This window comes from Nocardia cyriacigeorgica (genome assembly GCF_029868385.1).
Classification (GTDB): domain Bacteria; phylum Actinomycetota; class Actinomycetes; order Mycobacteriales; family Mycobacteriaceae; genus Nocardia; species Nocardia cyriacigeorgica_F.
This window is the reverse complement of record NZ_JARWNX010000054.1, coordinates 1-26,230: the sequence shown is the minus strand read 5'-3', so window position 1 is coordinate 26,230 and position 26,230 is coordinate 1. Positions and strand designations below refer to the sequence as shown.

Here is a 26,230-nt window from a genome sequence, read left to right as displayed (position 1 = left end):
CGCCGATAACAGGCCCCACCACCCGCTGTCGCGTCAGCCCACCGGAACCGGCGCGTCCAACCGGCCCGCGCGGGTGAGCAGCGCCAGTCCGCCCGCCGAGATCGCCCCGATCGCGATCAGCCCGGCCCAGGCCAGCGAGCTGAGCCCGGCCGCGCGCGCGGCGTCGAGCACGGTGCCGGTGCCCAGGTTGCCGAGCAGGATGCCGATGCCGACGATGGTGTTGTACAGCCCGTAGTGGGTGGCCACCAGCCGGTCACCGCACAAGGCGACCACGGTGTCCATCTCGAACGGGAACACCGCGGCCGCGCCGACACCGAGCACCGCCGCCGTCAACAGCATGACCCCGATCGCGACCGGCGTGCCGAGCGCGGTGCCAGGCACCAGCAGCAGCGGCACGAACGCGGCGGCCAGGATCATCATGCCCAGCACCAGACTCTGCGGGCGCCCCCAGCGTGCGGCGAACCAGCGGGTGATCCGCAGCTGACCGGCGATGGCGATGAGCCCGGACACCACGAATACCGCCGTCATCAGGGTGGTCGCCGCCTCGGCGCCCACCACCCTCGTCGCCTGCATCGGCAAGGCCAGATACACCTGGAACGAGAGCACGTAGCAGCCGATCATCGCCGCGGCGAACAGCAGGAACGGCCGGTTCGCCACCACCACGCGCCAATCATCGAGCACCGACGCCGATTTCTGTTCGGCCTGGTGCTGCGGCAGAGCGCGCAGCTGCGCGATGGTCAGCAGGGCGAACACCACCGCCGATCCGGCGGCGGTGGCGCGGAAATCGAAGGCCATCAATGCCAACCCCACCACCGGGCCGAACAGGATGCCCGCCTGGTAGAAGATGTTGAACATCGCGAAGGCCTCGACTCGGCGATCGGCGGAATCCACCGCGAGGTAGGCGCGCACCGCCGGATTGAACAGCGCACCGGCGAAACCGGTGGCGGCCGAGGCGATCAGCAGCGCCGGTAGCGAATCCGCGAACGCCAGCAGCGCGAAACCGCCTGTCCGCAAAAGGCATCCGGCCACGATCAACGGTTTGTAGCCGAGCCGATCGGCGAGTGTCCCGCCGACGAGGAACATGCCCTGCTGGCTGAAATTGCGGATACCGAGCACCAGGCCGACCGCCCAGGCCGCGAGGCCGAGCGGACCCGCCATATATCCGGCCAGATAGGGCATCAACATGAAGAAGCCGGTATTGATGGCGAACTGATTGAGCATCAGCATCCGGCTGGGTTTGCTGAAACTGCGATAGGTGGTGAAGAACTCGATCACCGGATGGTCTCCTGCGCGGTCGTGGCCGTGTCGTGGCTCCGGTCGATGGTGTCTGCGCTCGGCCGGGGCATGGTGGCGGAGGCCTCGCCGACGGCGTGCGGGGTGGTCGCGGCCTCGGCGCGGGTGGCTGCCGGTCGGCCTGGGCCGCCGGGCGGGTAGCCGTCCGAATGCGGTGTGCCGGGTGCGGTCGCCGGGTCGCGACGATGGCGACCATGCGGATCGACCACGGTGGTGCAGCGGGTCCAGCGGGTGACCACCGCGTCGGCGGGATGTGCGATGGTCGCTGGTTCATCCGGGATCGGACCGTCGAGCAGGCCGTTGGCCCGGCAATAGTCGTCGTTGTACACGGTGTCGAAATAGCGCAGCGGCCCATCGGGGAACACGGCCGCGATACGGGTCTCGGGTTCGGTGGTGCGGGCCAGCCATCCGGCCACCAGGGCGACCGCCCCGACGCTCCAGCCGCCGCTGGCATGGTGGGTCGCCGTCAGCGCGCGGCAGGCCCACACCGCCTCGGCCGGTGCGACCCAATGGATTTCGTCGAACGCCGGATAGTCGACGTTATCGGGATGAATGCTGGAGCCGAGCCCACGCATCAGCCGCGGCCCGGCGGGTTGGCCGAAGATCGTGGACGCCACCGTGTCGACACCGACGAGCCTCAGATGCGGGAAGTACTCACGCAGCACCCGTGCGACCCCCGCCGAATGGCCGCCGGTACCCACCGAGCAGACCAGCACGTCGATCCGGCCCAGCTGCGCCACCAGTTCCAGCGCCAGTGATCGGTAGGCGTCCCGGTTGTCGGGATTGCGGTACTGGTCCGGGCACCAGGCGCGCGGATCCTCGGCCAGTAGTTCGGCGACCCGATCGCGGCGGGCCTGCTGCCAGCCGCCGACCGGATGCGGTTGCTCGACCATCTCCACCTGTGCGCCGTAGGCGGCGAGCATATGCCGCATGAGCGGTTCCAGCCCCGGATCGGTGACGAGGGTGACCGGATGCCCGTGCACCATCCCGGCCAGCGCGAGGCCGAGTCCGAGGGTGCCGCTGGTGGATTCGATGATCGGATCGCCGGGCGCGAGTTCACCGCGTGCGGTGGCGCGCTCGACCATGTGCAGGGCGGTGCGGTCCTTCATCCCGCCCGGATTGGCGCCCTCGAGTTTGGCCCAGAACCCGCGACCGGACGGTGCGAGCGGTTCGGTCACCCACAGCACGGGGGTGTTGCCGACCATGGTCGCGGGGCGAGGGCAGCGGTGTGCGGTGGTCAGTAGCGCCGCCGGGCTCACGCGCGGTTCGGGGGCGTACTCCCGAGTGGCGGTCCCGGGTCGAGTCGTGCCGGGGGCGACGCCGGTCGGGGCGGCTGTGGTCGGGGCGGCACTGTGCAGTGCGGAAGACATGGGAACAGTCGATTCTGTGCGGTCGCTGATCACAGCGAAGGTGGTGTGGGTGCGGTACGCACGAACACCGGCCGGGCCCGGCAGCATCGGCCTGACGCTGGCCGATCAGTTCCTGGCGATACAGAATCGGGTGAGTATTTCGCGGCCGCTGTGGACCGGCGGACCGCTGGACGGCGGCGCCCGCACCCCGTGCGCGATCAGGGCGGTGAGCGAGAGCGCGAAGATCAGCAGTGCGGCGAGAACCAACAGCTCGAACAGACTGCCGCCGCTGCGTGGCAGCGTCGCGAGGACGGCCTCGGTGGGAAGATGCCGATCAGGCTCGGCGGCGTGCTGATGCGGCATGGTCAGCGCGCGCACCGCCTCGGGACTCGCGATACCCGGATCGGTGGATTCGATATGCGTATGCACCAGGGCGGCGTGTGTGGGGAACACATGGCATTCCGGCAGCGACATCGCGATCGTCCACACCGTGAACAGCAACGCGACAACGACCCGGATACCCGGGGTACGTATCGCGCCGATGGTCACGTCTGCCGATGGTACAAGCCTCCCGGCGATGGGTAGCGGGCTCGCTATCGATGGCTGGAGCCGGAGCGGCCGCCGCTTGATCCGGAGCGTCCCGAGCGCGAACCCGTGCCCGACCGGTTGCCGCTCTCGGAGCCGCCGCTGGCGGTGTGCTTCGGCGCACCGGTGGTGTGCGGGTGGGAGGAACCGCCGGAACCGGGCTTCGGTGCAGGTGGAACCGTCGGTGTGGCCATCGGGGCGGTCGCGGCGCCGGGGATCGCGCGTTTCGTGGACGTCGTACTGGTCGGCCGATCGGCGCAGGCGAGCCCGTCGTTCTTGCCGTCGAGCTGATCGAGCTGAGTGGTGTAGCCGGAATCACCACGGCGCAGCGGCGCTTTCCCCGCCTCCCATGCCTGCGTGCAGTTCTGGAACGGCTGCGCGCTGGTGGTGGCCGCCCCGTGCGAGGAACTCGACGACCGGCGTTTCTTACCCGAGCCGCAGCCGCTCATCGACAACACCAGAACGGCCGCGAGCAACGCGCCCAGCACGACGAGCACAGGTCGTGACCTGACCATGATCGGTTCCCCCCAAAGGCTTTCGGATCAGATGGACCTCAGCCAGTATCGACGAGCGCCCCCACTTGCGCAACGAGTAGGCCGCGAGTTCGTCGCGAGCAGTGTGTATTCCGATGGTCATACCGATCAGCAGCGCGATCATCATCGTTGCGAGCAGTGCTATCGCCGTCATCGATTCGCCTTCGTGTGCAGACCGGCCACCAGGCGATGTGCGGCCCGGATCGGCCGACGCAGGGGTGGTGAGCCGCTCGCCGGAGTGGATGCCACACCGGCATTGTCGGTTCGCGCGAACGCGCGATGTTGTCACTCGTTCATCCACGCCGCGACTTTCGTCGTTACGGCGACGCGCCGGTGCGGTGCGCGCGAAACGTCAGCGCGCGGACCGGTAGATGCGTCGGACGATGTCCTCGATCTCGGGTTCCTCGATGGACAGATCACGCACCTCGGCCCGCTGTGATACCGCGGCGAGAAGTCCGGCGGCGGTGGTGGTCTCGGCGTCGAAGGCCAGCCGCTGCCGCAGACCGCCGCCCTCGCTGGACACCAGGGTCGCGCCCGGTAGATCGGTCATATCCGGTGTCGGCTCGGCCAGATCCACTACCAGGACCCGCCGTGCGCCGACGGTCGCGCCGAGGCCGGTCAGCGATCCGTCGTACACCAGGCTGCCGTGGTCGACGACGAGGACGCGATCGCAGAGTCGCTCGATATCGCCCATATCGTGGGTGGTCAGTAGCAGGGTGGTGCCGTGCTGGGTGCGTTCATCGCGCAGGAATTCGCGCAGCCGCTGTTTGGACAGCACATCGAGCCCGATGGTCGGCTCGTCCAGGATGACGAGGTCGGGGGAGTGCAACAGCGCCGCCGCGACCTCGGCGCGCATGCGCTGGCCCAGCGACAACTGCCGCACCGGGGTGTCGAGGGTCTCGCCCATCTCCAGCTGTTCGACCAGCTCATGGGTGCGTTTGCGAGCGATCTCCGGATCGAGCCGGTGGATCGCCGACAGGATCGAAAACGATTCGCGCAGCGGAAGATCCCACCACAGCTGTGATCGCTGCCCGAACACCACGCCGATCCGGCTCGCGAGCTGCCTGCGTTGGCGCACCGGCTCCAGCCCGCAGGTCCGCACGGTGCCCGAGGTCGGCACCAGGATGCCGGTGAGCATCTTGATGGTGGTGGATTTTCCCGCACCGTTGGCGCCGATGTAGCCGACCGCGGAGCCACGCGCGACCCGGAAGGTCATCCGGTCGACGGCGGTGAGCACCTCGCGTCGTCGGCGCCAGTGGTTGCCGTCCTTACGGCGCAGCACGAATTGCCGCGTCAGATCCTCGATCTCGATGATCGGATCGGGTGTCGAATCGTCCATCAGCCGCCGCCTCCCTGATAGTGCCTGGTACCGAGCCGCCACATGCCGAGCGCGATCAGCCACACCCACAGCGCGGCGAGCGGTGTCAGCCAGGCCAGCCATGCGGGCAGAAAGGTCGGGCCGGGCAGGCCGAGCAGCGCGATGGTCGGCAGATAGGCGGTGAACGCGACGGGGATCGCGAAACCGAACAGCAGCCGCAGCGGCGCCGGGAACACCGATGCGGGCTGGGTGGCGGCGAACATACCGCCGTAGGTGAAGCTGTTGGTGAGTTCGGAGCCGTCGATCAGATAGAACTGGCAGCCCGCCGCGCAGACGAACAATCCGCCGAACAGCGCGATCGCGCTCACCGCGGCCATCGCGAGCAGCAGGACCGCGCCGGGTGACCAGTCGATGTCGTTGCGGATCAGCCCGAGGATCAGCACGGCGACCGAGACGAACGCGCGGGCGAATCGGCGCAGCGCGATATCGCCGGTGATCAGTTGCAGCAGTAGCGGCTGTGGCCGCAGATGGTAGGTGTCGAGGGTGCCGAGCCGGATCAGTGTCGGGAGCTGGTCGAGATGGCCGAAGATCACCTGCGCCAGTGCGAAACCGGTGTTGCTCAAACCGAACAGCAGCAGCGCGGCGTCGAGATCGAGCCCGCCGATCACCCGCCCGCTGCCGAAAATGACCCACACCTCGCCGAATTCGGCCAATCCGAGCAGGAACGCGCCGAACAGATCGCTGGCGAAGGACAGCCGGTAGCTGCGTTGTGCGTCGAGCCGGGAACGCAATACCGCGCGATACGGGGCGAACCAGGTGCCGGTCGCCGTGCGCTCAGCCACCCTGCACCTCGAGTTTGCGTCGTCCGGCCCGCACCAGCACCTGGCCGAGCGCGCCGATCACCACCACCCAGAACAGTTGGACGCCGACGACCTGGAGCGCGTCCACCCCCAACACCCGGCCGGAGAGCACGTCGACCGGCGCTTGCAGGATCGAGGGGAACGGTGTCGAGTACGCGATGGCGCGCAACCAGTCGGGGAACAGGTGGATCGGCACGGCCAGACCGGCGAGGAATACTCCGCAGGTCCGGTGCAGGATTTCGATTCCGCGCGTCTCCACCACCCAGAAGCCGGCGACGGACACCGCGAACAGGCACAGGAACGACACCGTGACCGCGAGCAATACGCTGATCGACCCGAGCAGGTACGGCCCAGGTGTATCGGGCATCGCCAGCCCGAACGTGAGCGCACCGACCAGAAGGCTCGGCACACCGCGTGGCAGCAGGGTGCACGCTGCGCGGCCCAGGTCGGCGGCGAGGTAGCCGAGCTGTACATCGACCGGACGGAGGAAGTCGATGGCGATATCCCCGTTGCGGACGCGCTCGCGCAGTTCGGTATGCGGGCCCATGAATTGGACCGCGCCGAGCAGACCCTGCGATATCCACACGTAGGCGCCGATGCTGTCGGCGTCGTAATCGCCGAAACCACCGGCCGCGCCCACCGCGGCCACCATGACCGCCGCGCGGACGAACCCGAACACACAGTTGGTGAACAGTCCAGCGAACATGGCCAGTTTGTACTGCCATTGCCGCCGGAAACCGGCCACCGCCAGATACCAGTACACCGCGGACGACCTGCGCAGATCCTGTGCCGTGGTGAGCACAGCCGACCCCCTCCCGATGCCGAGGCACAAGGATCCGATTTTACCCGTCGGGTGGGTTCGGTGAAAGCTCTTATTGCCGCAGTGCGCGATCGGGGACGGTCAGTACAGCACGCTGTAGGTCGCCGCCAGTGTGAAACCGTGCGGACCGGCTTCGCAGCTGACGGTGCCCTGATAGCCGACGCCGCAGGTGGTTCCACCGAGGCTGATCTTGTGGCCCTCCGGCAGGACGGCCGCTTCTGGATGGGTGAAGATCGGATCGTCGGCGTCGATGAAATGCGCGGGCTCGAACAGCCCGGCACGGATCTGATCGGTGCCCGCCGGTGCGTCGATCGGCACCGCGTCACAGCCCGCGGGGCCGTTGTTCCAGTAGATGGCGCAGTGGCGGCCGTCCGGGGTGGTGAAGAAGGCGGTGCCCTTCACCGATGGATCGGAGACGAGGTAGCGGGCGGCATCGATGGGGGTGTAGTCGTCCAGGTCTGTGCCCTGTGCGGTGGCCGGGCCCGCCGCAGCGAGCAGACCGGCCAGCGCGAGCGGCAGAGCGATCAACGCCGTTCGGATATGGCGCATCGAGCTGTGCATGGAGATCCTCCTCGGTCCGTCTGTCCAGTGTGTCGTCATCGTCACCGGCGCCGTTAGCCGAGGCGCCCGCGCAGCTCGGCCGCCCGCGATTCGACCTCGGCGCGTAGGGCGGTGAGTACCGCGCGAACGGCGTTGCTGCGCAGCGACTCTTCGCGCGCCACCGACCAGTAGGAGATCTCCGGGTCGAACTCCGCGCGCAGCAGTCGTCGTAGCTCGGGTCGTTCATCGGCCAGGTACACCGGCAGGATACCGATTCCGGCTGCGGCGACGGTGGCTTCGACGTGGGCGAAGACGCTGGTGGAGCGCAGGCTGGTGGCCGGTTGGGGTAGCAGTTTGGCGGCCAGGTCCAATTCGTCGACCTGGAGGGCGGATTCGATGTAGTAGATCAGGCGGTGGTCGGCCAGATCGGCCAGTGCGGCGGGGCTGCCGTGGCGGGCGAGATAGCTCTCGCTGGCGTACAAGCCGAGGTGGTAGTGGGTGAGGAAGCGGGCGATTGCGCGATGCACGTCCGGGCGTCCGGCGACGATCTCCAGATCGACGCCGGACCGGTTCTGCCGGACCCGACGGGTGGCGCTGATCAACTCCACCGACAGGCGGGGATGGTTTTCCTGGAGCCGCGCCAGCGCGGGCACGGCGAAGCGGACCGCGAATCCGTCCGAGGCCGCGATCCGCACCAGACCGCTCACACCGTCGCGTTGCATCTGTGCGGGAGTGGCCAGTTGCTGTAGCGAGCGCTCGATCTCCTCCGCCACAACCAAGGCGCCACGGCCCAATTCGGTGAGTTCCCACCCACCGGAACCACGTACGAGCACCCGGCCGCCCATCGCCTTCTCCAACGCGGCGATACGCCGGGACGCCGTGGTGGAGTTCACGCCGAGCGCATCGGCGGCCGCGGAGAACTTACCCAGCCGCGCCACCGCGAGCATGACCAGCAGATCGTCGGGATTGGGCTGGCCACCGGCCATATGTCGGCGCTCCGCGGTCATCCGACGATCACACCACGGCGGCTGCAAATTTGCAGCCCATTGCTGCAAAAGTAGGTCTCGAACTGCATTGATCTTTATACCGAGCGTCCCATAGCGTGGCCTGCATCACTTATTTCTTGCCAAGCGACAGCAGGATGGAGCTAGACGATGGCAACAATCGCGTGGATCGGCCTCGGCCATATGGGCAACCCCATGACGGCGAATCTGGTGGCTAAGGGCCATACCGTCCACGGCTTCGACCTGAATGCCGAGGCGCTCGCCGCCGCGGCCGGAAATGGGGTGAAGCCCTGTGCGTCGGTTGCCGAGGCCGTACAGGGCGTGGACGCGGTGTTCACGATGCTGCCGAAGGGCGAGAATGTCCGTGCGGTGTATGAGGGGCCGGATGGTATTCTCGCCCAGGCAGATTCGTCGGCGCTGCTGGTGGACAGCTCGACCATCGATATCGACACCGCCGCCGCGCTGCACGAGATCGCGCGGTCGCGCGGATTCCGGTTCGTCGACGCCCCGGTCTCCGGTGGGATCAGCGGCGCCGCCGCCGCGACCCTCACCTTCATGCTCGGCGGCGAACCCGATGCCGTCGACGCGGCCGCCGAACTGGTGGAGCCCATGAGCCGCAACATCATCCAAACCGGAGGCGCGACCTCGGGGCAGGCCGCCAAGATCTGCAACAACATGATGCTGCTGATCAATCTGGCCGGATGCGCCGAGGGCGCGGTACTGGCCGAGCGGCTCGGACTCGATCCGCAGGTGTTCTGGAATGTGGCCTCGGTGTCCTCGGCCGATTCGTGGGCCCTGCGGACCTGGTATCCGGTGCCGGGGATCGTCGAGACATCGGCTGCCAACAACGGATTCGATCCCACCTTCGCCGCGAGCCTGGCCAACAAGGACATCGGATTGGCGCTGCGGGCGGGCGAATCCACCGGCACCCCGCTGCCGACCGCGAGCATCGTCGCGGGTCAGCTCCAGGATCTCGTCGACAGCGGTCTCGGTGACCGCGATTGCACGCTGATCGTCAAACACATCGACGACACCATCTCCTGATTAGCCATCGAGCCGAAAGACGCAGGCAATGAACCGTATTCCGCATTACCTCAACGGCAAACGCATCGATACCGGTGCGCGCACCGGGCCGGTGTTCGATCCCGCGACCGGCGAGCAGACCGCCGAGGTGGTCTTCGCCTCCGCGCCCGAAGTCGCCGACGCGGTCCAGCTCGCCAAGAACGCACTGCCCGGTTGGCGCGCCACCGGCCTCATCCGACGTTCGGATGTCTTCTTCCGGCTGCGCCAGCTGATCGGGGAGCGGCGCGAGGAACTGGCGCGCATCATCTCCGCCGAACACGGTAAGACCGTCGCCGACGCGATGGGCGAGATCGCGCGCGGTGTGGAGAACGTCGAATTCGTCGCCGGGCTCACCCATCTGCTCAAAGGTGACTATTCCGAGCAGGTGGCCGCTGGTGTCGATGTGCATCAGGTGAAGCAACCGGTCGGGGTCGTCGCGTGCATCACGCCGTTCAACTTCCCGGCGATGGTGCCGCTGTGGATGGTGTCCTCGGCCATCGCCTGCGGTAACACCGTCATCCTCAAACCGAGTGAGAAGGATCCCTCGGCGGCGGTGTTGCTCGCGGAGCTGTTCAGCGCGGCGGGACTGCCCGACGGCGTGCTCAACGTCGTCCACGGCGATAAAGAGGCCGTCGACGCGCTCATCGATGATGACGATGTGGCCGCGGTGAGTTTCGTCGGGTCGACGCCCATTGCCGAGGCCGTCTACCGCAGGGCCTCCGACCGCGGTAAGCGCGTACAAGCGTTGGGCGGGGCGAAGAACCATATGGTGGTCATGCCCGACGCCGACCTCGACGCGGCCGCCGACGCGGCGGTCTCGGCGGCCTACGGCTCCGCGGGTGAGCGGTGTATGGCGGTATCGGTGCTGGTGGCCGTCGGTGCGGTAGCGGATCCGCTGATCGACAAGATCACCGAGCGGGTGCGGGCGCTGCGGATCGGGCCGGGCTCGGATCCGCAGTCGGAGATGGGTCCGCTGATCACCAAGGAGGCCAGGGATCGGGTTGCCTCCTATGTGGCGGGCGCGGCGGGCGACGGTGCGAAGGTCGTGGTGGATGGACGTCAGCAGCTGTTCGATTCGGATGGTTTCTTCATCGGTGTCAGCCTGATCGATGAGGTCCGTCCGGGTATGAAGGTCTACGACGAGGAGATCTTCGGTCCCGTCCTCGCGGTAGTGCGGGTCGACAGTTATCAGGAAGCCGTCGATCTGGTCAACGACAACTACTACGGCAACGGTGTCGCCATCTTCACCCGCGATGGTAAGTCCGCCCGCCAGTTCGAATACGACGTGGAAGTCGGCATGGTCGGGGTCAATGTGCCGATCCCGGTACCGGTCGGCGCCTACTCCTTCGGCGGCTGGAAGAAGTCGCTGTTCGGTGACACCCACATCTACGGCCCGGAGAGCATCCACTTCTACACCCGCAGCAAGGTGGTCACCACCCGCTGGCCCGAGCCGTCGGAGAGTCAGATCAATCTGGGTTTCCCGGCCAACGCCTGATCCGCTCGTCTCGTTCAGCCCGCCGGAATCGTCCGGCGGGCTGTGCGATATCGGCTCTGATCATCGGAAGTACGGGTGGTCCTGCACCCAGTGGAACCCGCGGCTGCGCAAGGTGAAGCTGTTCGGATCCACGCGTTCCAGGGTGATCGTCACCGGGCGGTCATACAGGTTCCCGTCGAGAATCAGTCGGTCCGGGGTGGGTCTCTCGGCAGACAGGGTCGCGAATGGTGGCCGCGCGGCCGTTGTGTCGGTCATATCCGGCACGGTGGTGAGTTGCAGCTGCCCGTCGGGGAGGAAATCGGCGCGTGCAGGCACCAGTTCGCCGTTCATCCGTTGGTAGGTCGCTTCCTCCGGGTCGTCGAAAACGAGGCGCTGCCAACGGTTCGCATCAGTCGTCAGCGGTGGCACCGGCCTTCCGTCCACGGTGAATTCGCGTACCTCCCAGATTCCGTACAGCTCGGATCTCGGGCTCGCGGCACCGTGCTGTTGCTGCCAGACCCGCCAGTTGTCGTAGCTGCCGCTCAGTACGACCCAGAGGCCGAGGGCGATCTGAAGCCAGGCCGCGATGCGGTTTTTCCGGTCGTCGGCGAACAGCGCGGGTTGGCGCAGCGGTGCGCACCCGCGTTGTCGTACGAACACATCGGCCAGTCGCCGGAGATACGGGGCGAGCAGGACCAGGCTGATCAGCAGCAGATGCGAGGAGAGCAGCTTCTCCGGGACATCGAACGTCAGGTTCATCAGCAGGATCTGCGCCGTGCTCGCCAGACTCAGTGCGGCGCCGAGCACGGATGTTCGTGGTACGAAAAGCGCCAGCCCGGCAACGACTTCCACCGCACCGAGGGCCATCTCGTACGCGGGGGAGCTGCCCACCTGTAGCCACAGCACCGACATGGGGCTGAAGCTGCCGTACGGCTGTAGCAGCTGCGCGAGGCCGGGGCCCGGCATCTGGTTGGGGATGAGCTTGGCCATCCCGAACGACAACATCTGCCCGCCCAGGCACAGCCGCAGCAACAGCGTGAACCAGGCCAGCAGCCCGGGGTAGGCGGTCCGGCGGTCGAACGCGGTCCACACCGCGGTCGCCACCACCGCGACGACCAGGAGGCAGAACACCAGCACCCAGACGGCCGTCTGGTCACCCGCGCCGGAATCCGTGAGCAGCGCCGCGTCGACTCCGAACAGCGTTTCGCCCACCCAGCTGGTGACGGGGTCGGTCACGGTCGGGCCCCATGGTCCGTTGTGGCCGGGGACCCAGCGGCCGAGGACCCCGAGCAGCGCCAACGGGATCGGGGTGACGAGCAGACAGAACAGGCCGAAATAGACGACGCAGAAACGGAACACCAGGCGCGTCGACGGACGCCAGTCCGGCGGTGTGGTGACGCGGTCGGCGACGTGCGTGCCGATCACTGCCGCATCCTCGGGTCCTCGGTGGGGTCGGCATACGGGGCCGGGCAGCCGTAGTCGACGGCGTCGGGCCGCAGTTCGTAGTGCCACGGCTCGTTCGCGTAGATCTGGCACAGCCCGTACCCGGCGCCGTACGCGGACAGCCACGTCGTGGCCGTGGTGGGTCCGATATCGACAGCGTCGCCCGACACATGAGCGGACGTGTCGGGAGTCGCCACCCATCGGGCGGCCTCGGTTTCCGAGCCGTACGTCGACACCGCTTCCCGCAGTAGTTGCGCCTGGTACTCCGGGGAACGCCAGCCGCTGTTGACGACCAGTTCGATGCCCTCCTCCGCGGCGTCGGTAGCAGCTCGGCGCAGGGCATCGCGTAGATCGGGATCGAGATGTGCCACCGACGGAATGTCGTCGGCGAAGACCGAGACGCCGGGGGGATCATGGTGTAAGCCGGGCGGTACGCCGACCGACGATACGGCCGAGGGCGCCAGGGACGCGAGTGGCTTGTACGCGAGGACACCGATGAGCAGGGCGCAGCCGACCATCAGTGCCGCAAGGACAGTCGGCCGGGGACCTGTTCGTGCTGGTTGACGGTAGTTCATGCCCTCAGTCAAGGCCGCGTGGCGTTATCGGCCCGTATGCGGTTTTCGATACACCGGCGATACACCACGGCTGGGAGGATCGAGGGTCTATGCGCGTACTGATCGTCGAGGACGAACCCTATTTGGCGGCCGCCATTCGTGATGGGCTGCGCCTGGAGGCGATCGCTGCCGATATCGCGGGCGACGGCGACACCGCGCTGGAACTGTTGGGCGTCAACGCCTACGACATCGCCGTCCTCGACCGCGATATCCCCGGCCCATCCGGCGACGAGATCGCCGAACGCATCGTCGCCTCCGGTAGCGGTATGCCGATCCTGATGCTCACCGCCGCTGACCGGCTCGACGACAAAGCGAGCGGGTTCGAACTCGGCGCCGACGACTACCTCACCAAGCCCTTCGAGCTCCGCGAACTCGTCCTGCGCCTCCGAGCGCTCGACCGCAGGCGCGCGCACAGCAGACCACCCGTGCGGGAGATCGCGGGTCTGCGGGTGGACCCGTTCCGCCGCGAGGTCTACCGCGCCGGCCGCTATATCGCGCTGACCCGCAAACAATTCGCCGTGCTCGAGGTTCTCGTCGCCGCCGAGGGCGGCGTGGTGAGCGCCGAAGAACTCTTGGAACGGGCGTGGGACGAGAACGCCGACCCGTTCACCAACGCCGTGCGCATCACCGTTTCGGCGCTGCGCAAACGTCTCGGCGAACCGTGGATCATCGCCACCGTCGCCGGGGTCGGCTACCGCATCGACGCCGATACCGGGCGGGAAGGAGCCGACCGTGGCTAGAGCCCCCGGATTGAGCGTTCGCCTCAAACTGACCCTCAGCTACGCCGGTTTCCTCATGGTGGCCGGTGTCCTGCTGCTGGCCGCCGTGCTGATCTTCTACCTGTACTTCCTGCCCGCCGGGTGGATCAATACCACCGGCAACTTCTGGATCGACCGCCCACTGCTGCTGCGCTCGTTCGCACCGTTCATGGCGGTCGTGTTGGTCTTCCTGCTGCTGTTCGGTCTGCTCGGCGGCTGGATTCTCGCCGGTCGGATGCTCGCCCCGCTGACCCGCATCACCGCCGCCGCCCGTATGGCGGCGAACGGATCGCTCTCGCACCGGATCCGGCTGCCGGGCCGCGGCGACGAATTGCGCGAACTCGCCGACACCTTCGACGCGATGCTCGCCCGGCTCGAGGCCCACGTCGCCGAACAGCAGAGGTTCGCGGCCAATGCCTCCCACGAACTGCGCACCCCGCTGGCGATCACACGGACACTGCTCGATGTGGCCCGCAATGATCGCGACCACGACAGCGACGAACTGGTCGACCGCCTCCAGGCCGTCAACACCCGAGCGATCGACCTCACCGAAGCCCTGCTCCTGCTCAGCCGCGCCGACCAACGGTCATTCACCCGGGAGCCCGTCGACCTGTCCCTCCTCGCCGAAGAAGCCACCGAAACGCTGCTGCCCCTGGCGGAAGCGCACGGCATCACCCTCGAGACCTCCGGCGATATCACCCCGACCATGGGCTCGCCCGCCCTCCTGCTCCAGCTGACGACGAACCTCGTGCACAACGCGATCGTCCACAATCTCTCTGGACAAGGCGCGGTATGGGTCGGAACCGGTGTTCAGCCCGACGGTGTGGTGCTGGTCGTCGAGAACACCGGTGAGGTGCTCACTGCGCAGGTGGTTGCCACCCTCGCCGAGCCGTTTCGGCGCGGCGCCGGACGCATCCGCACCCATCGCGCGGGTGTCGGTCTCGGGTTGGCCATCGTCGACAGCATCGCCCGAGCGCACGGGGGCACCCTCACACTGGCCCCGCGCCCCCGCGGTGGGCTTCGCGTCATGGTCCGACTTCCCGCACGTCCGGGCGCGGCGACCGGACCCGACGGGGTGCAGCGGTGAACGAACAGCCGCGATATCCCGATGCCGTGGAGGAATCGCTTCACCGCCCGGCCGTCAGCGTCAGGTGTGATCATCACGTTTCCGGTTCGGCGACACGCTTATCCGGGGCGAACGGCGCGCGGGTGCGCGGCTTGTACGGTCAGTGAATTCTTGCCGTTCCAGCCGAATCGAGGAGTGGATATCGTGCGTAGAACCATGGTGATGATCGGGACCGTCGCTGCCGTCTGGGGAGGTCTGCTCGCTGTCGGGACCGCCATGGGCGATACCGCCGATGCGTCGGATTGCCCACGGCACAGTGCCTGCGCCGAATTCCGGGACGGCACCGTCGCCGTCAGCAAACCCGTCACGTCGACGAAACCCGCACCGACCGTGAAGAGCGGGCCGCCCACGCGGGGGACGCCGACCAGGAAGCCGGGCCCCTCGGGGCAACCGACGACCACGAAGGCCGCGCCGCCGACCGCCCAATGCGAAAAGGGCACCGTGTGGAACGGTCGCACCTGCGCCTGACATCGGCGCACACGCGGCTCGGTACCGGAATCCCGGTACCGGGTCTGCGGTAAGGTACCGACCATGTTGATCGAGTTCATGCGCGTGCGCGCCGCGTAGTCGGCGCACCCTTCCGCCTTACGAGGCCGGACTCCGTCCCAGCCGCCCCTGTGCTGCGGGCCGGACGTGTCGCCGACGAGTACGTCACCTTCGACACGAAAGTCTCTCGCATGACTGCCTTTTCCCACGCGTCTTCGGCGCGCCCGACGTTCGTCCTCGTGCACGGTTCGGGTACCAGCTCGTTCATGTGGACCTCCGTACAACGCGAACTCGCGCTCCGCAGCCACCGCACCTACGCCGTCGACCTGCCCGGTCACGGACTCGACGCCCAGTATCTGCCCGCCTATCAGGCGCCGCAGGACTTGGCGGCCCTCGCCACCACCCCGTCCACGCTGGCCGAGGTCGGCCTGGCCGACAACGTGGCCACCGTGCTCGACGCCGTCGTCCGACTGCACGAGCACGGACCCGTCGTGCTGGTCGGCGCGAGTCTCGGTGGGACGACGATCACCGTGGCCGCGAACCGGGCCCCGCATCTGATCGACCGGCTGGTCTACATCTCCGCCTGGGTGTGCACCACACGGCCGAGCCCGGTGGCGTACATGTCCGAACCCGAATTCGCGGACAGTGTGCTGCCGGAACTGGCCGGATTGAACGTCGGTGACCCGGCACTCGGCGCGGGCCGGGCGAACTACCGGACCGCCGATCCGGAGCTGCTCCGGGGATTGAAGGAGGCGACCATGGCCGACCGCACCGACGCGGAGTTCATGGCGTTCCTCGATATCCTGCAACCCGACGAGTCGTTGGCGGCGATGACCGACGATGCCACCGCCGACCCCGAGACCTGGGGAACCGTCGCGCGCACCTTCGTCCGCCTGACCGGCGATCGATCGATTCCGCTCGCCATGCAGGACCGTCTCATCGCGGAGGCCGACGCGTCGACACCCGGCAACAGGTTCGACGTCCACAGTCTCGATACGACCCATGCGGGGTTCATCTACCGCGCGGCCGAGATCGCCGACCTGCTGACCGCATCGGTGTGATCCGATAACCGAACGGTCCTCGCGAAAATGATCGCGGGGACCGTTCGGCGGCCTGCACCGCAGCGTCGGATACTGCCCGCGGGGTGGGCACCCTGCGCTATCCTGACCAAGGCGACAGTGCCTTCCGACAGGCCTGGACCGCGGTGCCGATGCCCGCTCGCCATGCTCCGCGCACACTCGTCGCCACGAGCACATCGCACGCCCCTCCTCTCCGGTCATTGCCGGACATCGGACGTTTCGTCCACCCTCCGAGATCACCGTCAGGCCGTCTCGTGTCGTTCGGCTCGTCCGACGGTCTCTCGACCACACGACAGAATGGAGTGAAACCTCATGACTATCAACAGGATTACCGACGGCGTGGAGCGCACCGTCATCGAGAACGTGCTCGACCGCAACCGCGAAGCACTCATCGACACCGTCCGCGGACTGTCCGACACCGACGCCCGGCGACGACTCGTCGCGTCACTGACCACACCGATCTCCCTGATCAAACATGCCGCCGCCGCGGAACGGATCTGGTTCCAACGATTCTGGGCAGGACTCGACGAATCCGAATGCGACGGCTACTCGCGCCGCGACGAAGGCACCTTCGCCGTCGCCGACGACGAACCACTCACCGACGTCATCGCGGAATTCGAACGGGCGAGCACACGATCACGAACGATCGCGTCCCGCTTCGACCTCGACGACACCATCGACATCCCGGGCGAAGGCACCGTCAGCATGCGCTGGACCCTGCTCGCCATGATCGAAGAGTTCGCCAGGCACGCAGGTCACGGCGACATCCTCCGCGAACAGATCGACAAACCGGCACGGTGAACGGGTCGGCAGGTTGCCACTGCCCGATCCCGCCATCGCCACGGGCGCCAGCTCAGTCTGCATGCGCCGAAAAGTGCTGAGAAAATTGCCTTTCCGGTCGTACCGTGGGCAGGGTGAGCATTGTTTCCGACTACGAGCAGCTGATCGCCGACCAGACTCGCGTGCTGGGCGCCGACCATCACGACACCCTGACCAGTCTGCATCGACTGACCGAATTTCAGTTCGACTGTGGTGATTTCTGATCACAGCTCAACAGCAGCCGACCGACGAGAAATAGGCAATCGGCCATCGGAGCACCGGGCGGCGCACCGAACTCCGCGTTCGGTGAGCACCGCCGGACAAGCTCGAGAACCTACCGCCGCACCGAACCCGGGCTTGATTGAAGAGCGACCGAATGGGTACCCAGCCGTCTAGGAGATTGCCTGCCGAACCGGCGCGCAGCTGTTCGCCGACGTCCTACGACGGGAGATCCGATACAACCAGACCCACGAACAACCCACCACCGGGCCACGCTCGTCGCAACTCACATGACCGCCGTAGTCGACTCGCCAGCCAGGCGCAGCAGCCACTGACACCGACGACCAGCGCGGGAAGCCGTCACCCGGGTGGGTGACGGCGGTCCCATCTCTCTGGCGCCCCCGGCAGGAATCGAACCTGCGACCTAGGGATTAGAAGGCCCTTGCTCTATCCAACTGAGCTACGGAGGCAGTGGTTTCCACCATTGCCGACTTCGACCGTGGTGTCCAGCCAGAAAGTATAGCGACCGTCCAGCTCGGCCGGTCGGTGAGCGTGGGACGAGGTGGGCGCGCCGGGCCGGACACGCCGGATGGACGCTGCCGACTACCCTCAGTCGTATGTCGTCACCGCTAGGCCTGTCCACCGAAACCGATGTCGAGATCTCTCGGCCGGGCTCGGCGGCCACCTTCGCGGCGCTGACCGTCATGGCCGGTGCGATCACCGCGGTGGTGGCCGCGCTGGTGGTCGGGTTGTCGGCCGCCGAGGCGCTGACGCTGCTCGGCATTCCCGATCCGGGGCCGCTGACCACCTACGGTATGCCCGCGGTGCGCGCGCTGTCGGATCTGTTCGCGGCGCTCACTGTCGGCTCATTGCTGTTCGCAGCATTCCTCATCCCACCGCAAACGAGCGGGCTACTCGACGTCGGCGGCTATCGCGCGGTGCGCCGGGCGTCGAACATGGCGCTGGCCTGGGCCTGCTGTGCCGCGCTGCTGGTGCCGCTGACCGTGTCCGACACCACGGGCCGTCCGGTGCGGGAACTGCTCGCGCCGACCGAACTGTGGCAGGCGATCGATCAGGTCGCACTCGCCGGTGCCTGGCGCACCACGGTGGTCTTCGCGTTGATCGTCGCGGTCGGCTGCCGCCTGGCACTGCGCTGGGGCTGGACTCCGGTGCTGTTCGGCGGCGCCATCGCCACCATGATGCCGTTGGCGTTCACCGGACATTCCTCCTCCGGCGGCTCGCACGACATCGCCACCAACAGCCTGATCCTGCACCTGGTGTCGGCGGCGATCTGGGTGGGCGGCCTGTTCGCGGTACTGGCCCACGCGCTGCGCGACGGCACCCACACCGATCTCGCCGCCCGCCGGTTCTCGGGGATCGCGACGGTGGCGTTCCTCGTCATCGCCGCCAGCGGCGTGATCAATTCCTGGGTGCGGGTACCACTGGACGAACTGTTCACCAGCACCTACGGCCGCCTGGTACTGGCCAAGGCCGCCGCGCTGATCGTGCTCGGTGTCTTCGGCTACTTGCAGCGCCGCGCCGCGCTGCCCGCGCTGGCCGCCGACCCCAAGGACCGGTCCGCGCTCATCCGCTTCGCTGCGGTCGAGGTGCTGATCTTCGCCGCGACCTTCGGCCTCGCCGCCGGGCTCGGCCGGACCCCGCCACCGCCGCCGCGCACCGTACCGACACCGGTCGAGGTGGAACTCGGTTACGAGCTGGCCGGACCGCCAACGGTGTCGCGGCTGCTGTTCGATTGGCGCTTCGATCTGATCTTCGGCACCGTGTCGATCGTGCTCGCGGCCTTGTATCTGCTCGGGGTTCGGCGGTTGCGCGCCCGCGGCGATGCCTGGCCGATCGGACGTACCATCGCCTGGCTCTCGGGCTGCGCGATCCTGCTGTTCACCACCTCGTCGGGCGTCGGACGGTACGGGCCCGCCATGTTCAGCGTGCACATGGGCGCGCATATGGCGCTATCGATGCTGGTGCCGATCCTGCTGGCGCTCGGCGGCGCGGTGACCTTGGCTCTGCGTGCCCTGCCACCGGCCGGACGCGGCGGTGTGCCTGGACCGCGGGAATGGATCCTGGCGGCGGTGCACAATCCGGTGTCGCGGGCGCTGACCCAGCCGGTGGTGGCCTCCGCCATCTTCGTGGGCGGGTTCTACGCGCTCTACCTGGGCGGAATCTTCGACAGTTTCGTCGACTCGCACGCCGCGCATCTGCTGATGAATCTGCACTTTTTGTTGAGCGGCTACCTGTTCTATTGGGTCGTGATCGGTATCGACCCCAAGCCGAGACAGGTGCAGCCGCTGACCAAACTGGGCATGGTGTTCGGTTCGCTGCCGTTCCACGCGTTCTTCGGCGTGGCCCTGATGAGCACGACCACCGTGCTCGGCGGCTGGTTCTATCGCAGCCTCGGACTGGACTGGAACACCGATCTGCTCGGCGATCAGCGCACCGGCGGCAGCCTGGCCTGGGCCAGCGGCGAGATACCACTGGTGGTAGTGATGCTCGCCCTGCTCATCCAATGGTCACGCAGTGATCAGCGGTTGGCTCAGCGCACCGATCGCGCGGCCGAACGCGATCACGACGCCGACCTCGCCGCGCACAACGCCATGTTCGCCGAACTGGCCGAACGCGACCGGGCGGTGCGCAAATGACCGATCAGCGCACTTCGGCACCACAGCAGCGGCCGTTCGCCCGGTTGTACCGCTCGGACGTGCGCGCCGCGCGCAGGCGCCTGGCGGGCCGGATCCGCCGGACACCGGTCTTCCACACCACGGTGACGGGTCCGCACGGCCTGGTACCGGTCACGCTCAAGCTGGAACATCTGCAACACGGCGGCACTTTCAAGGCGCGCGGCAGCTTCAACGCGCTACTGGAATCGAGCGACGATACCGACCATGTGGTGATCGCCTCCGGCGGCAATGCCGGTATCGCGGCCGCCCTCGCCGCGGCGGCGCTCGGTAAGACGTGCACGGTTGTCGTGCCCGAATCCGCGCCGCATACCAAGGTCGCCGCGATGTGGTCCTATGGTGCCGAAGTGCTGTGGCACGGCACCACCTACGCCGAAGCGCACGCATACGCGAGCGAACTCGCCATCGAGCGGCGTGCGCTGCAACTGCATGCCTACGACCTGCCCGCCGTCGTCGCCGGTGCCGGTGTGGTCGGGCTGGAGCTCGAAGAACAGGTGCGTGGCAGGCCGCCGGTGCTGGTCGCCGTCGGCGGTGGCGGCCTGGTGGCCGGTATCGCCGCCGCGCTCGGCCGCAGACAGCGGGTGATCGGAGTGGAGCCGGAGGGCGTGCCGACGCTGCACGCCGCGATGGCCGCGGGACGGCCGGTCACGGTCGGGGTGTCGAGCATCGCCGCGGATGCGCTGGGTGCCTCCCGGATCGGCGATATCGCCTTCGATGTCGCGCGCCGGTACGACGTGGGATCGGTGCTGGTCACCGATGACGCCATCGCCGACGCGCGGGAATACCTGTGGCGGGAGTTCCGCCTCGTGGTCGAGCTGGCCGGTGCCACGGCGCTGGCCGCGGTGCGCAGCGGTGCCTACGTCCCGGCGGCGGGGGAGCGGCCGGTGGTGGTGCTCTGCGGCGCGAATACCGACCTCACGACCTTCTAGGTCCGGCCCGCGTATCTCTGCACGCGATGATGTCGCCGAGTCTGCTCGGCTCCGACCGTTGTGCCCTGTCGACGTGCGGAACGCCGGTTGTTCACAGGCTTACGAGTTATCCACAGAACGGGTGTAGCGACTGTCGTCCGGGGTGGTTCCGGCGCATGCTGGAGAGGTCGCTCGCGGTGATCATCGGCTGAAGATGGCGGCGGATCCGGCGCAACGGCGGGTTCCGCGACATTCGTGAGCGGTGTCGGCCCGGCACGCAGGTCGGGCCATGGGGGCATCTACGAAGGGGTGGAGAAATGTACGAGGCGATATCGACGGTCGTGGGAACCGTGGTCAACCAGCCGGTCATCCGGGAACTGCCCGGTGGCGAGCAAGTGCTGACCTTCCGGATGGCGAGCACCTCCCGCCGATTCGATCAGAGTTCCGGCGAATGGGTCGACGGCGCGACCCTGTTCCTCACGGTCAGCTGCTGGCGCAAACTGGTCGCGGGCGTGGACGCCTCCATCGGTCGCGGAGATCCGATCATCGCGCACGGCCAGCTACGGACCAACGAGTACCGCACCCGCGACGGCCTCGACCGACGTGATCTGGAGATGCGCGCGAGCGCCGTCGGCCCCGATCTGTCCAGGTGCACGGCCCAGGTGCACCGCTGGCGCCAGGCCGCGAACACGGCAGCGGTCGGGATGGGGAATACTGCTGGGCACTCAGGCGCTGATGGTCCAGAGCACGGGGGCGACGGGCAGCAGGTGGACGCGGAGGTCTCCGCGCTGGCACCGCCCCGGACTCCCGACCACGAACCCGTCGACGCCTGACGCGTATGCGTGCCGAGCGCAGGCGCTGGCTCTGCTTCGATCCGTCATTCCTCGCACCGATAGGCTCTTTCCATGGCTGAGTTCATTTACCAGATGAAGAAGGTTCGTAAGGCGCACGGCGACAAGGTCGTGCTCGACGATGTCACCTTGAACTTCCTTCCCGGCGCCAAGATCGGTGTCGTCGGGCCGAACGGCGCCGGTAAATCCAGCGTGCTGAAGATCATGGCCGGACTGGATCAGCCGAACAACGGCGACGCCTTCCTCGCTCCGGGCGCGACGGTCGGCATCTTGCAGCAGGAGCCGCCGCTCAACGAGGAGAAGACGGTGCGCGGCAACGTCGAGGAGGGCCTCGGCGAGGTGAAGGTCAAACTCGACCGGTTCAACGAGATCGCCGAACTCATGGCCACCGACTACTCCGACGAGCTCATGGAAGAGATGGGCAAGTTGCAGGAGTATCTCGACCACGCCGACGCCTGGGATATCGACTCCCAGTTGGAACAGGCCATGGACGCGCTGCGCTGCCCGCCGCCGGAGGAGCCGGTCACCAACCTCTCCGGTGGTGAGCGCCGCCGCGTCGCGCTGTGCAAGCTGCTGCTGAGCAAGCCCGACCTGCTGCTGCTCGACGAGCCGACCAACCACCTCGATGCCGAGAGCGTGCTCTGGCTCGAGCAGCACCTGGCCTCCTACCCCGGCGCCGTGCTCGCCGTCACCCACGACCGGTACTTCCTCGACAACGTCGCCGAGTGGATCCTGGAGCTCGACCGCGGCCGTGCTTACCCGTACGAGGGCAACTATTCGACCTACCTGGAGAAGAAGGCCCAGCGTCTGGAGGTGCAGGGCAAGAAGGATCAGAAGCTGCAAAAGCGCCTCAAGGACGAACTCGCATGGGTGCGTTCCGGTGCCAAGGCGCGCCAGGCCAAGAACAAGGCGCGTCTGGGCCGCTACGAGGAGATGGCCGCCGAGGCCGAGAAGCACAGGAAGTTGGATTTCGAGGAGATCCAGATTCCGGCCGGGCCGCGCCTGGGCAATGTGGTGGTCGAGGTGGAGCATCTGGACAAGGGCTTCGGCGATCGTCAGCTGATCAAGGATCTGTCGTTCACGCTGCCGCGTAACGGCATCGTCGGCGTGATCGGCCCCAACGGTGTCGGTAAGACCACGTTGTTCAAGACCATCGTCGGGCTGGAACAGCCCGATAGCGGTGAGGTGAAGGTCGGCGAGACGGTCAAGCTGAGCTACGTCGACCAGAACCGCGCGGGCATCGACCCGAAGAAGAACGTCTGGCAGGTGGTTTCCGACGGGCTGGACTTCATCGAGGTCGGCAACCAGGAGATGCCCTCGCGCGCCTATGTGAGCGCGTTCGGCTTCAAGGGGCCCGACCAGCAGAAGCCCGCCGGGGTGCTCTCCGGTGGTGAACGCAACCGGCTCAACCTGGCACTGACGCTCAAGCAGGGCGGCAACCTGATCCTGCTCGACGAGCCGACCAACGATCTGGACGTCGAGACGCTCGGTTCGCTGGAGAACGCGCTCGAGCAGTTCCCGGGTTGTGCCGTGGTCATCTCCCACGACCGCTGGTTCCTCGACCGTACCTGCACCCACATCCTGGCCTGGGAAGGCGATGCCGACAACGACGCCAAGTGGTTCTGGTTCGAGGGCAACTTCGAAGCCTACGAGGCGAACAAGATCGAGCGGCTCGGTCCCGAGGCAGCCCGGCCGCATCGCGTCACCCACCGGAAGCTGACTCGCGGGTAACCGCAAAGCTCTTGCCCACCGGCCCCGGGTGCGGGACTAGTGTCGAGACCGGCGTCACTTTGTTGCGGAACCGAATCCGAGGGAGTTGGCGAAAAAAATGACGGTCTCGTCCGAATTGTCCAGTGCGGCGTGGGTCGCGGGGTTGCCGCAGCCATTGCGCGGCGACCTCGCCGCCCTGGAAGAGGCATACTTCCGCCACGTCGACGCGGGCGATGTGGACTGTGCGATCACCGGGATCACCCAGATCTTCCGCAGGCATCTGGAACTGGCGATGACTCGCGCTCCGGGCCGGGCCCTCGTTCGGGTGTATCACCCCGACGACGGGTCCGGCCTCGGCGCCGCGGTCCAGGTGGTCACCGACGATATGCCCCTGCTGGTGGAGTCGATCACCTCGTCGCTGAGCCGGATGGGGGTCAGCGTCAGCGAGGTGATCCATCCGATCTTCGAGATCGAACGCGACGGCGACGGCAGGTTGATCGACGCCAAACCGCATGAGGTCGATGCCAACGGCGGCGTCGGACTGCGGGAAAGTTGGATGCATCTGCAATTGCATCCCTCGACGAGCCGCGCGGTCCTCGACCGGATCGAGTCATCGATGCCGGATGTGGTGGCCGATGTGCGGCAGGTCATCGGCGATACCGCCGCCATCCGGGTGGCGCAGAGCACCCTGGCCGACGAACTCGACCGCGCCGCCGCCGCCGCAACAGCGCCCTTCCCCTCGGTCGATCTGACCGATTGCGCGAATCTGTTGCGCTGGTTGGCGAGTGGGCATTTCACCGTGCTCGGCTACGCGCGATACCGCACGGACGCCGATGCCACCGCCGCCTCTCGGGTCGTCCCGGATTCCTGCCTCGGTGTGTTGCGTCCCGGCGTCGGTACGGATTTCGACGTCCCCGTGACCAGCGGTGAGCAGCCGCTGCTGATGCTCACCCAGGGCCTCGTCCCGGCCACTGTGCATCGTTCGGTGTACCCGTACTTCATCGGCGTCGCCGACCTCGACGCCACGGGTTCGGTTGTCGGCCAGCATCTGTTCATCGGTGTCTTCACCGTCACCGCGGTGCACGAGAACGTGCTCGACATTCCGGTGATCTCGCGCCGGGTGCGGTCGGTGATCGAGGACAGTGGATTCGATCTCGATTCGTTCTCCGGGCAGGGGATGCTCGAGGTCGTCCAATCGTTCCCACGCACCGAGCTGTTCTCCTCCGACACCGAGACGCTGCGCCGGACGGCCACCGCTGTGCTGAACGTGAGTCTGCGCAGGCAGGCGCGGTTGTTCATGCGGGCGGACAGCTTCGGCCGGTTCGTCGCCTGCATGGTGTATCTGCCACGCGATCGCTACACCACCGCGGTGCGCCTTGAGATGCAGGAGATCCTGGTCCGGGAACTGGGCGGGGTGTCCATCGACTATTCCGCGCGGGTGAGCGAAAGTGAGCTCGCCAGCGTGTATTTCACGGTGCGTATGCCCGCGGTCGCGGCGGATGCCGGGGGGCGGGCGCCGATGATGGCCGATACCTCCGAAGACAACAGGCTGCGCATCCAGCGTCTGCTCGACGAGGCCAGTCATACCTGGGACGACCACCTCGACGACGCGGTGAGCACCTCGACGGTGCTCGATCCCGGCGTGGTCGATCGCTACGCCGATGCCTTCCCCGAGGGGTACAAACAAGACTTCGAGCCCGCACGGGCATTGGCCGATATCGCGCGGCTGGAGCGGCTGACCGAAGGCGATATCGATCAGTACCTGTACCGCCAGCCCGGTGCCGCGCCGGGATCGTGGCGGTTCAGTCTCTACATCGGTGGCACCGGTGTGTCACTGAGCCAGGTGCTGCCGGTCTTGCAGAGCCTCGGTGTCGAGGTGATCGATGAACGCCCGTACCAGATCCGGCTCGAGGCGGCCACGGGTGAGGTGGCAGCCGAACGCTGGATCTACGACTTCGGTCTGCTCGCCCGGCCTGAACTGCTGCGTAGCGCGCTGGACGAGGATCTGGACGCCGAGCTGCTGGAATCGGCAGCCCGATCGGATGCCCTCGATGCCAGGTCGCGTGGGCTGCGGTCGCGGTTCCTCGAAGCCTTCGCCGCAGTCTGGTACGGCCGTGCCGAAGCCGACGGGTTGAACGAACTGGTGCTGCGCGCGCGGATGCCGTGGCGCGAAGTGGCCATCCTGCGCACCTATGCGCGGTACTTGCAACAGGCCGGGTTCCCGTACAGCCAGGCCAATATCGCCCGCGTCCTGCTCAGCTATCCGGAGGCCGCGCGGCTGTTCGCCGAGCTGTTCGGGGCCAGGTTCGACCCCGACACCCATTCCGCCGAACGTGCGGCGCAGTTGGAAGCGGAGGTGCGGAGCCGGATCGACCAGGTGGTGAGCCTGGACGCCGACCGCATCCTGCGGGCCATCCTCGGCCTGATCGCGGCGACGCTGCGCACCAACTACTACGTCACCGACGCCGACGGTCTCGCGCGGGACTACATCTCGATGAAGGTCGAGCCGGGCGAGATCGCCGAACTGCCCAAGCCGCGACCACAATTCGAGATCTTCGTGTATTCGCCGCGGGTGGAGGGTGTGCATCTGCGGTTCGGTGCGGTGGCGCGTGGTGGTTTGCGGTGGTCGGATCGGTTGGAGGATTTCCGTACCGAGATTCTGGGTTTGGTGAAGGCTCAGGCGGTG

General features: G+C 67.3%; 23 protein-coding genes, 1 tRNA gene and 1 pseudogene. 13 read left to right on the top strand and 12 right to left on the bottom strand.

The features are described from left to right. Nucleotides 1-33: 33 nt before the first annotated feature. From QH168_RS16895 to QH168_RS16855, 9 genes and pseudogenes are all read right to left on the bottom strand, one after another. Nucleotides 34-1,275 carry an MFS transporter gene (locus tag QH168_RS16895; protein ID WP_432421117.1) on the bottom strand — a complete coding sequence of 414 codons (1,242 nt, stop codon included), beginning with the start codon at nucleotides 1,273-1,275 and terminating at the stop codon, nucleotides 34-36. A 215-nt stretch (nucleotides 1,276-1,490) separates the two neighbouring features. Next, nucleotides 1,491-2,498: pseudogene (locus tag QH168_RS16890) on the bottom strand (PLP-dependent cysteine synthase family protein); the annotation flags it as partial. A gap of 270 nt (nucleotides 2,499-2,768) precedes the next feature. Continuing rightward, complete coding sequence (locus QH168_RS16885) at nucleotides 2,769-3,191, bottom strand: hypothetical protein (protein ID WP_280235617.1); 423 nt, start codon at nucleotides 3,189-3,191, stop codon at nucleotides 2,769-2,771. Between the two features lie 44 nt (nucleotides 3,192-3,235). Next, complete coding sequence (locus QH168_RS16880; RefSeq protein ID WP_280235616.1) at nucleotides 3,236-3,742, bottom strand: excalibur calcium-binding domain-containing protein; 507 nt, start codon at nucleotides 3,740-3,742, stop codon at nucleotides 3,236-3,238. A 370-nt stretch (nucleotides 3,743-4,112) separates the two neighbouring features. Beyond that, on the bottom strand, nucleotides 4,113-5,099 hold the full coding sequence (locus tag QH168_RS16875) for an ABC transporter ATP-binding protein (protein WP_280235615.1): 987 nt from the start codon (nucleotides 5,097-5,099) through the stop codon (nucleotides 4,113-4,115). Beyond that, nucleotides 5,099-5,920 (bottom strand): ABC transporter permease, encoded by an 822-nt coding sequence (locus QH168_RS16870; RefSeq protein ID WP_280235614.1) that lies wholly within the window; start codon nucleotides 5,918-5,920, stop codon nucleotides 5,099-5,101. The genes QH168_RS16875 and QH168_RS16870 overlap by 1 nt, the downstream gene beginning before the upstream one ends. Then, nucleotides 5,913-6,740 carry an ABC transporter permease gene (locus tag QH168_RS16865; RefSeq protein ID WP_280235613.1) on the bottom strand — a complete coding sequence of 276 codons (828 nt, stop codon included), beginning with the start codon at nucleotides 6,738-6,740 and terminating at the stop codon, nucleotides 5,913-5,915. Before QH168_RS16865 ends, QH168_RS16870 begins: the two co-directional genes overlap by 8 nt. A gap of 99 nt (nucleotides 6,741-6,839) precedes the next feature. After that, nucleotides 6,840-7,319: a hypothetical protein gene (locus tag QH168_RS16860; protein ID WP_280235612.1), complete on the bottom strand. Its 480-nt coding sequence runs from the start codon at nucleotides 7,317-7,319 to the stop codon at nucleotides 6,840-6,842. A gap of 53 nt (nucleotides 7,320-7,372) precedes the next feature. Next, nucleotides 7,373-8,305 carry a LysR family transcriptional regulator gene (locus QH168_RS16855; RefSeq protein ID WP_280235611.1) on the bottom strand — a complete coding sequence of 311 codons (933 nt, stop codon included), beginning with the start codon at nucleotides 8,303-8,305 and terminating at the stop codon, nucleotides 7,373-7,375. A gap of 147 nt (nucleotides 8,306-8,452) precedes the next feature. Between QH168_RS16855 and mmsB the strand changes: the two genes are divergently transcribed. Further along, nucleotides 8,453-9,346, top strand: a complete 894-nt coding sequence (gene mmsB / locus QH168_RS16850) for a 3-hydroxyisobutyrate dehydrogenase (RefSeq protein WP_280235610.1) — start codon at nucleotides 8,453-8,455, stop codon at nucleotides 9,344-9,346. 28 nt (nucleotides 9,347-9,374) lie between these two features. Continuing rightward, a complete protein-coding gene (locus tag QH168_RS16845) occupies nucleotides 9,375-10,859 on the top strand; it encodes a CoA-acylating methylmalonate-semialdehyde dehydrogenase (protein WP_280235609.1) in 1,485 nt (494 codons plus the stop codon). Nucleotides 10,860-10,919: 60 nt separating this feature from the next. Here the strand turns inward: QH168_RS16845 and QH168_RS16840 are convergent, their stop codons facing one another. Then, nucleotides 10,920-12,260, bottom strand: a complete 1,341-nt coding sequence (locus QH168_RS16840; RefSeq protein ID WP_280235773.1) for a DoxX family protein — start codon at nucleotides 12,258-12,260, stop codon at nucleotides 10,920-10,922. Continuing rightward, complete coding sequence (locus QH168_RS16835; protein ID WP_280235608.1) at nucleotides 12,260-12,856, bottom strand: M15 family metallopeptidase; 597 nt, start codon at nucleotides 12,854-12,856, stop codon at nucleotides 12,260-12,262. The genes QH168_RS16840 and QH168_RS16835 overlap by 1 nt, the downstream gene beginning before the upstream one ends. 89 nt (nucleotides 12,857-12,945) lie before the next feature. Between QH168_RS16835 and QH168_RS16830 the strand changes: the two genes are divergently transcribed. From QH168_RS16830 to QH168_RS16805, 6 genes are all read left to right on the top strand, one after another. Beyond that, entirely contained in the window at nucleotides 12,946-13,635 is a 690-nt protein-coding gene (locus QH168_RS16830) for a response regulator transcription factor (RefSeq protein WP_280235607.1), read from the top strand. Continuing rightward, nucleotides 13,628-14,740 carry a sensor histidine kinase gene (locus QH168_RS16825; protein ID WP_280235606.1) on the top strand — a complete coding sequence of 371 codons (1,113 nt, stop codon included), beginning with the start codon at nucleotides 13,628-13,630 and terminating at the stop codon, nucleotides 14,738-14,740. The genes QH168_RS16830 and QH168_RS16825 overlap by 8 nt, the downstream gene beginning before the upstream one ends. A gap of 183 nt (nucleotides 14,741-14,923) precedes the next feature. Further along, a complete protein-coding gene (locus tag QH168_RS16820; protein ID WP_280235605.1) occupies nucleotides 14,924-15,247 on the top strand; it encodes a hypothetical protein in 324 nt (107 codons plus the stop codon). A 209-nt stretch (nucleotides 15,248-15,456) separates the two neighbouring features. Next, complete coding sequence (locus QH168_RS16815; protein WP_280235604.1) at nucleotides 15,457-16,326, top strand: alpha/beta fold hydrolase; 870 nt, start codon at nucleotides 15,457-15,459, stop codon at nucleotides 16,324-16,326. 330 nt (nucleotides 16,327-16,656) lie between these two features. Next, a complete protein-coding gene (locus QH168_RS16810) occupies nucleotides 16,657-17,145 on the top strand; it encodes a DinB family protein (protein WP_280235603.1) in 489 nt (162 codons plus the stop codon). A gap of 113 nt (nucleotides 17,146-17,258) precedes the next feature. Beyond that, nucleotides 17,259-17,387: a hypothetical protein gene (locus tag QH168_RS16805; RefSeq protein WP_280235602.1), complete on the top strand. Its 129-nt coding sequence runs from the start codon at nucleotides 17,259-17,261 to the stop codon at nucleotides 17,385-17,387. Between the two features lie 388 nt (nucleotides 17,388-17,775). Here the strand turns inward: QH168_RS16805 and QH168_RS16800 are convergent. Continuing rightward, nucleotides 17,776-17,852, bottom strand: a tRNA-Arg gene (locus QH168_RS16800). A 147-nt stretch (nucleotides 17,853-17,999) separates the two neighbouring features. Here QH168_RS16800 and QH168_RS16795 point away from each other — a divergent pair. From QH168_RS16795 to QH168_RS16775, 5 genes are all read left to right on the top strand, one after another. Continuing rightward, nucleotides 18,000-20,039 carry a cytochrome c oxidase assembly protein gene (locus QH168_RS16795; RefSeq protein WP_280235601.1) on the top strand — a complete coding sequence of 680 codons (2,040 nt, stop codon included), beginning with the start codon at nucleotides 18,000-18,002 and terminating at the stop codon, nucleotides 20,037-20,039. After that, the gene (locus QH168_RS16790; protein ID WP_280235600.1) at nucleotides 20,036-21,004 is read left to right on the top strand and encodes a serine/threonine dehydratase; all 969 of its coding nucleotides are present in this window, start codon (nucleotides 20,036-20,038) and stop codon (nucleotides 21,002-21,004) included. Before QH168_RS16795 ends, QH168_RS16790 begins: the two co-directional genes overlap by 4 nt. A gap of 296 nt (nucleotides 21,005-21,300) precedes the next feature. Then, entirely contained in the window at nucleotides 21,301-21,816 is a 516-nt protein-coding gene (locus QH168_RS16785) for a single-stranded DNA-binding protein (protein WP_280235599.1), read from the top strand. A 72-nt stretch (nucleotides 21,817-21,888) separates the two neighbouring features. Next, on the top strand, nucleotides 21,889-23,565 hold the full coding sequence (gene ettA / locus QH168_RS16780; protein ID WP_280235598.1) for an energy-dependent translational throttle protein EttA: 1,677 nt from the start codon (nucleotides 21,889-21,891) through the stop codon (nucleotides 23,563-23,565). Between the two features lie 97 nt (nucleotides 23,566-23,662). Then, nucleotides 23,663-26,230 (top strand): NAD-glutamate dehydrogenase domain-containing protein (locus QH168_RS16775; RefSeq protein WP_280235597.1); only part of this gene is annotated, 2,568 nt, incomplete at its 3' end.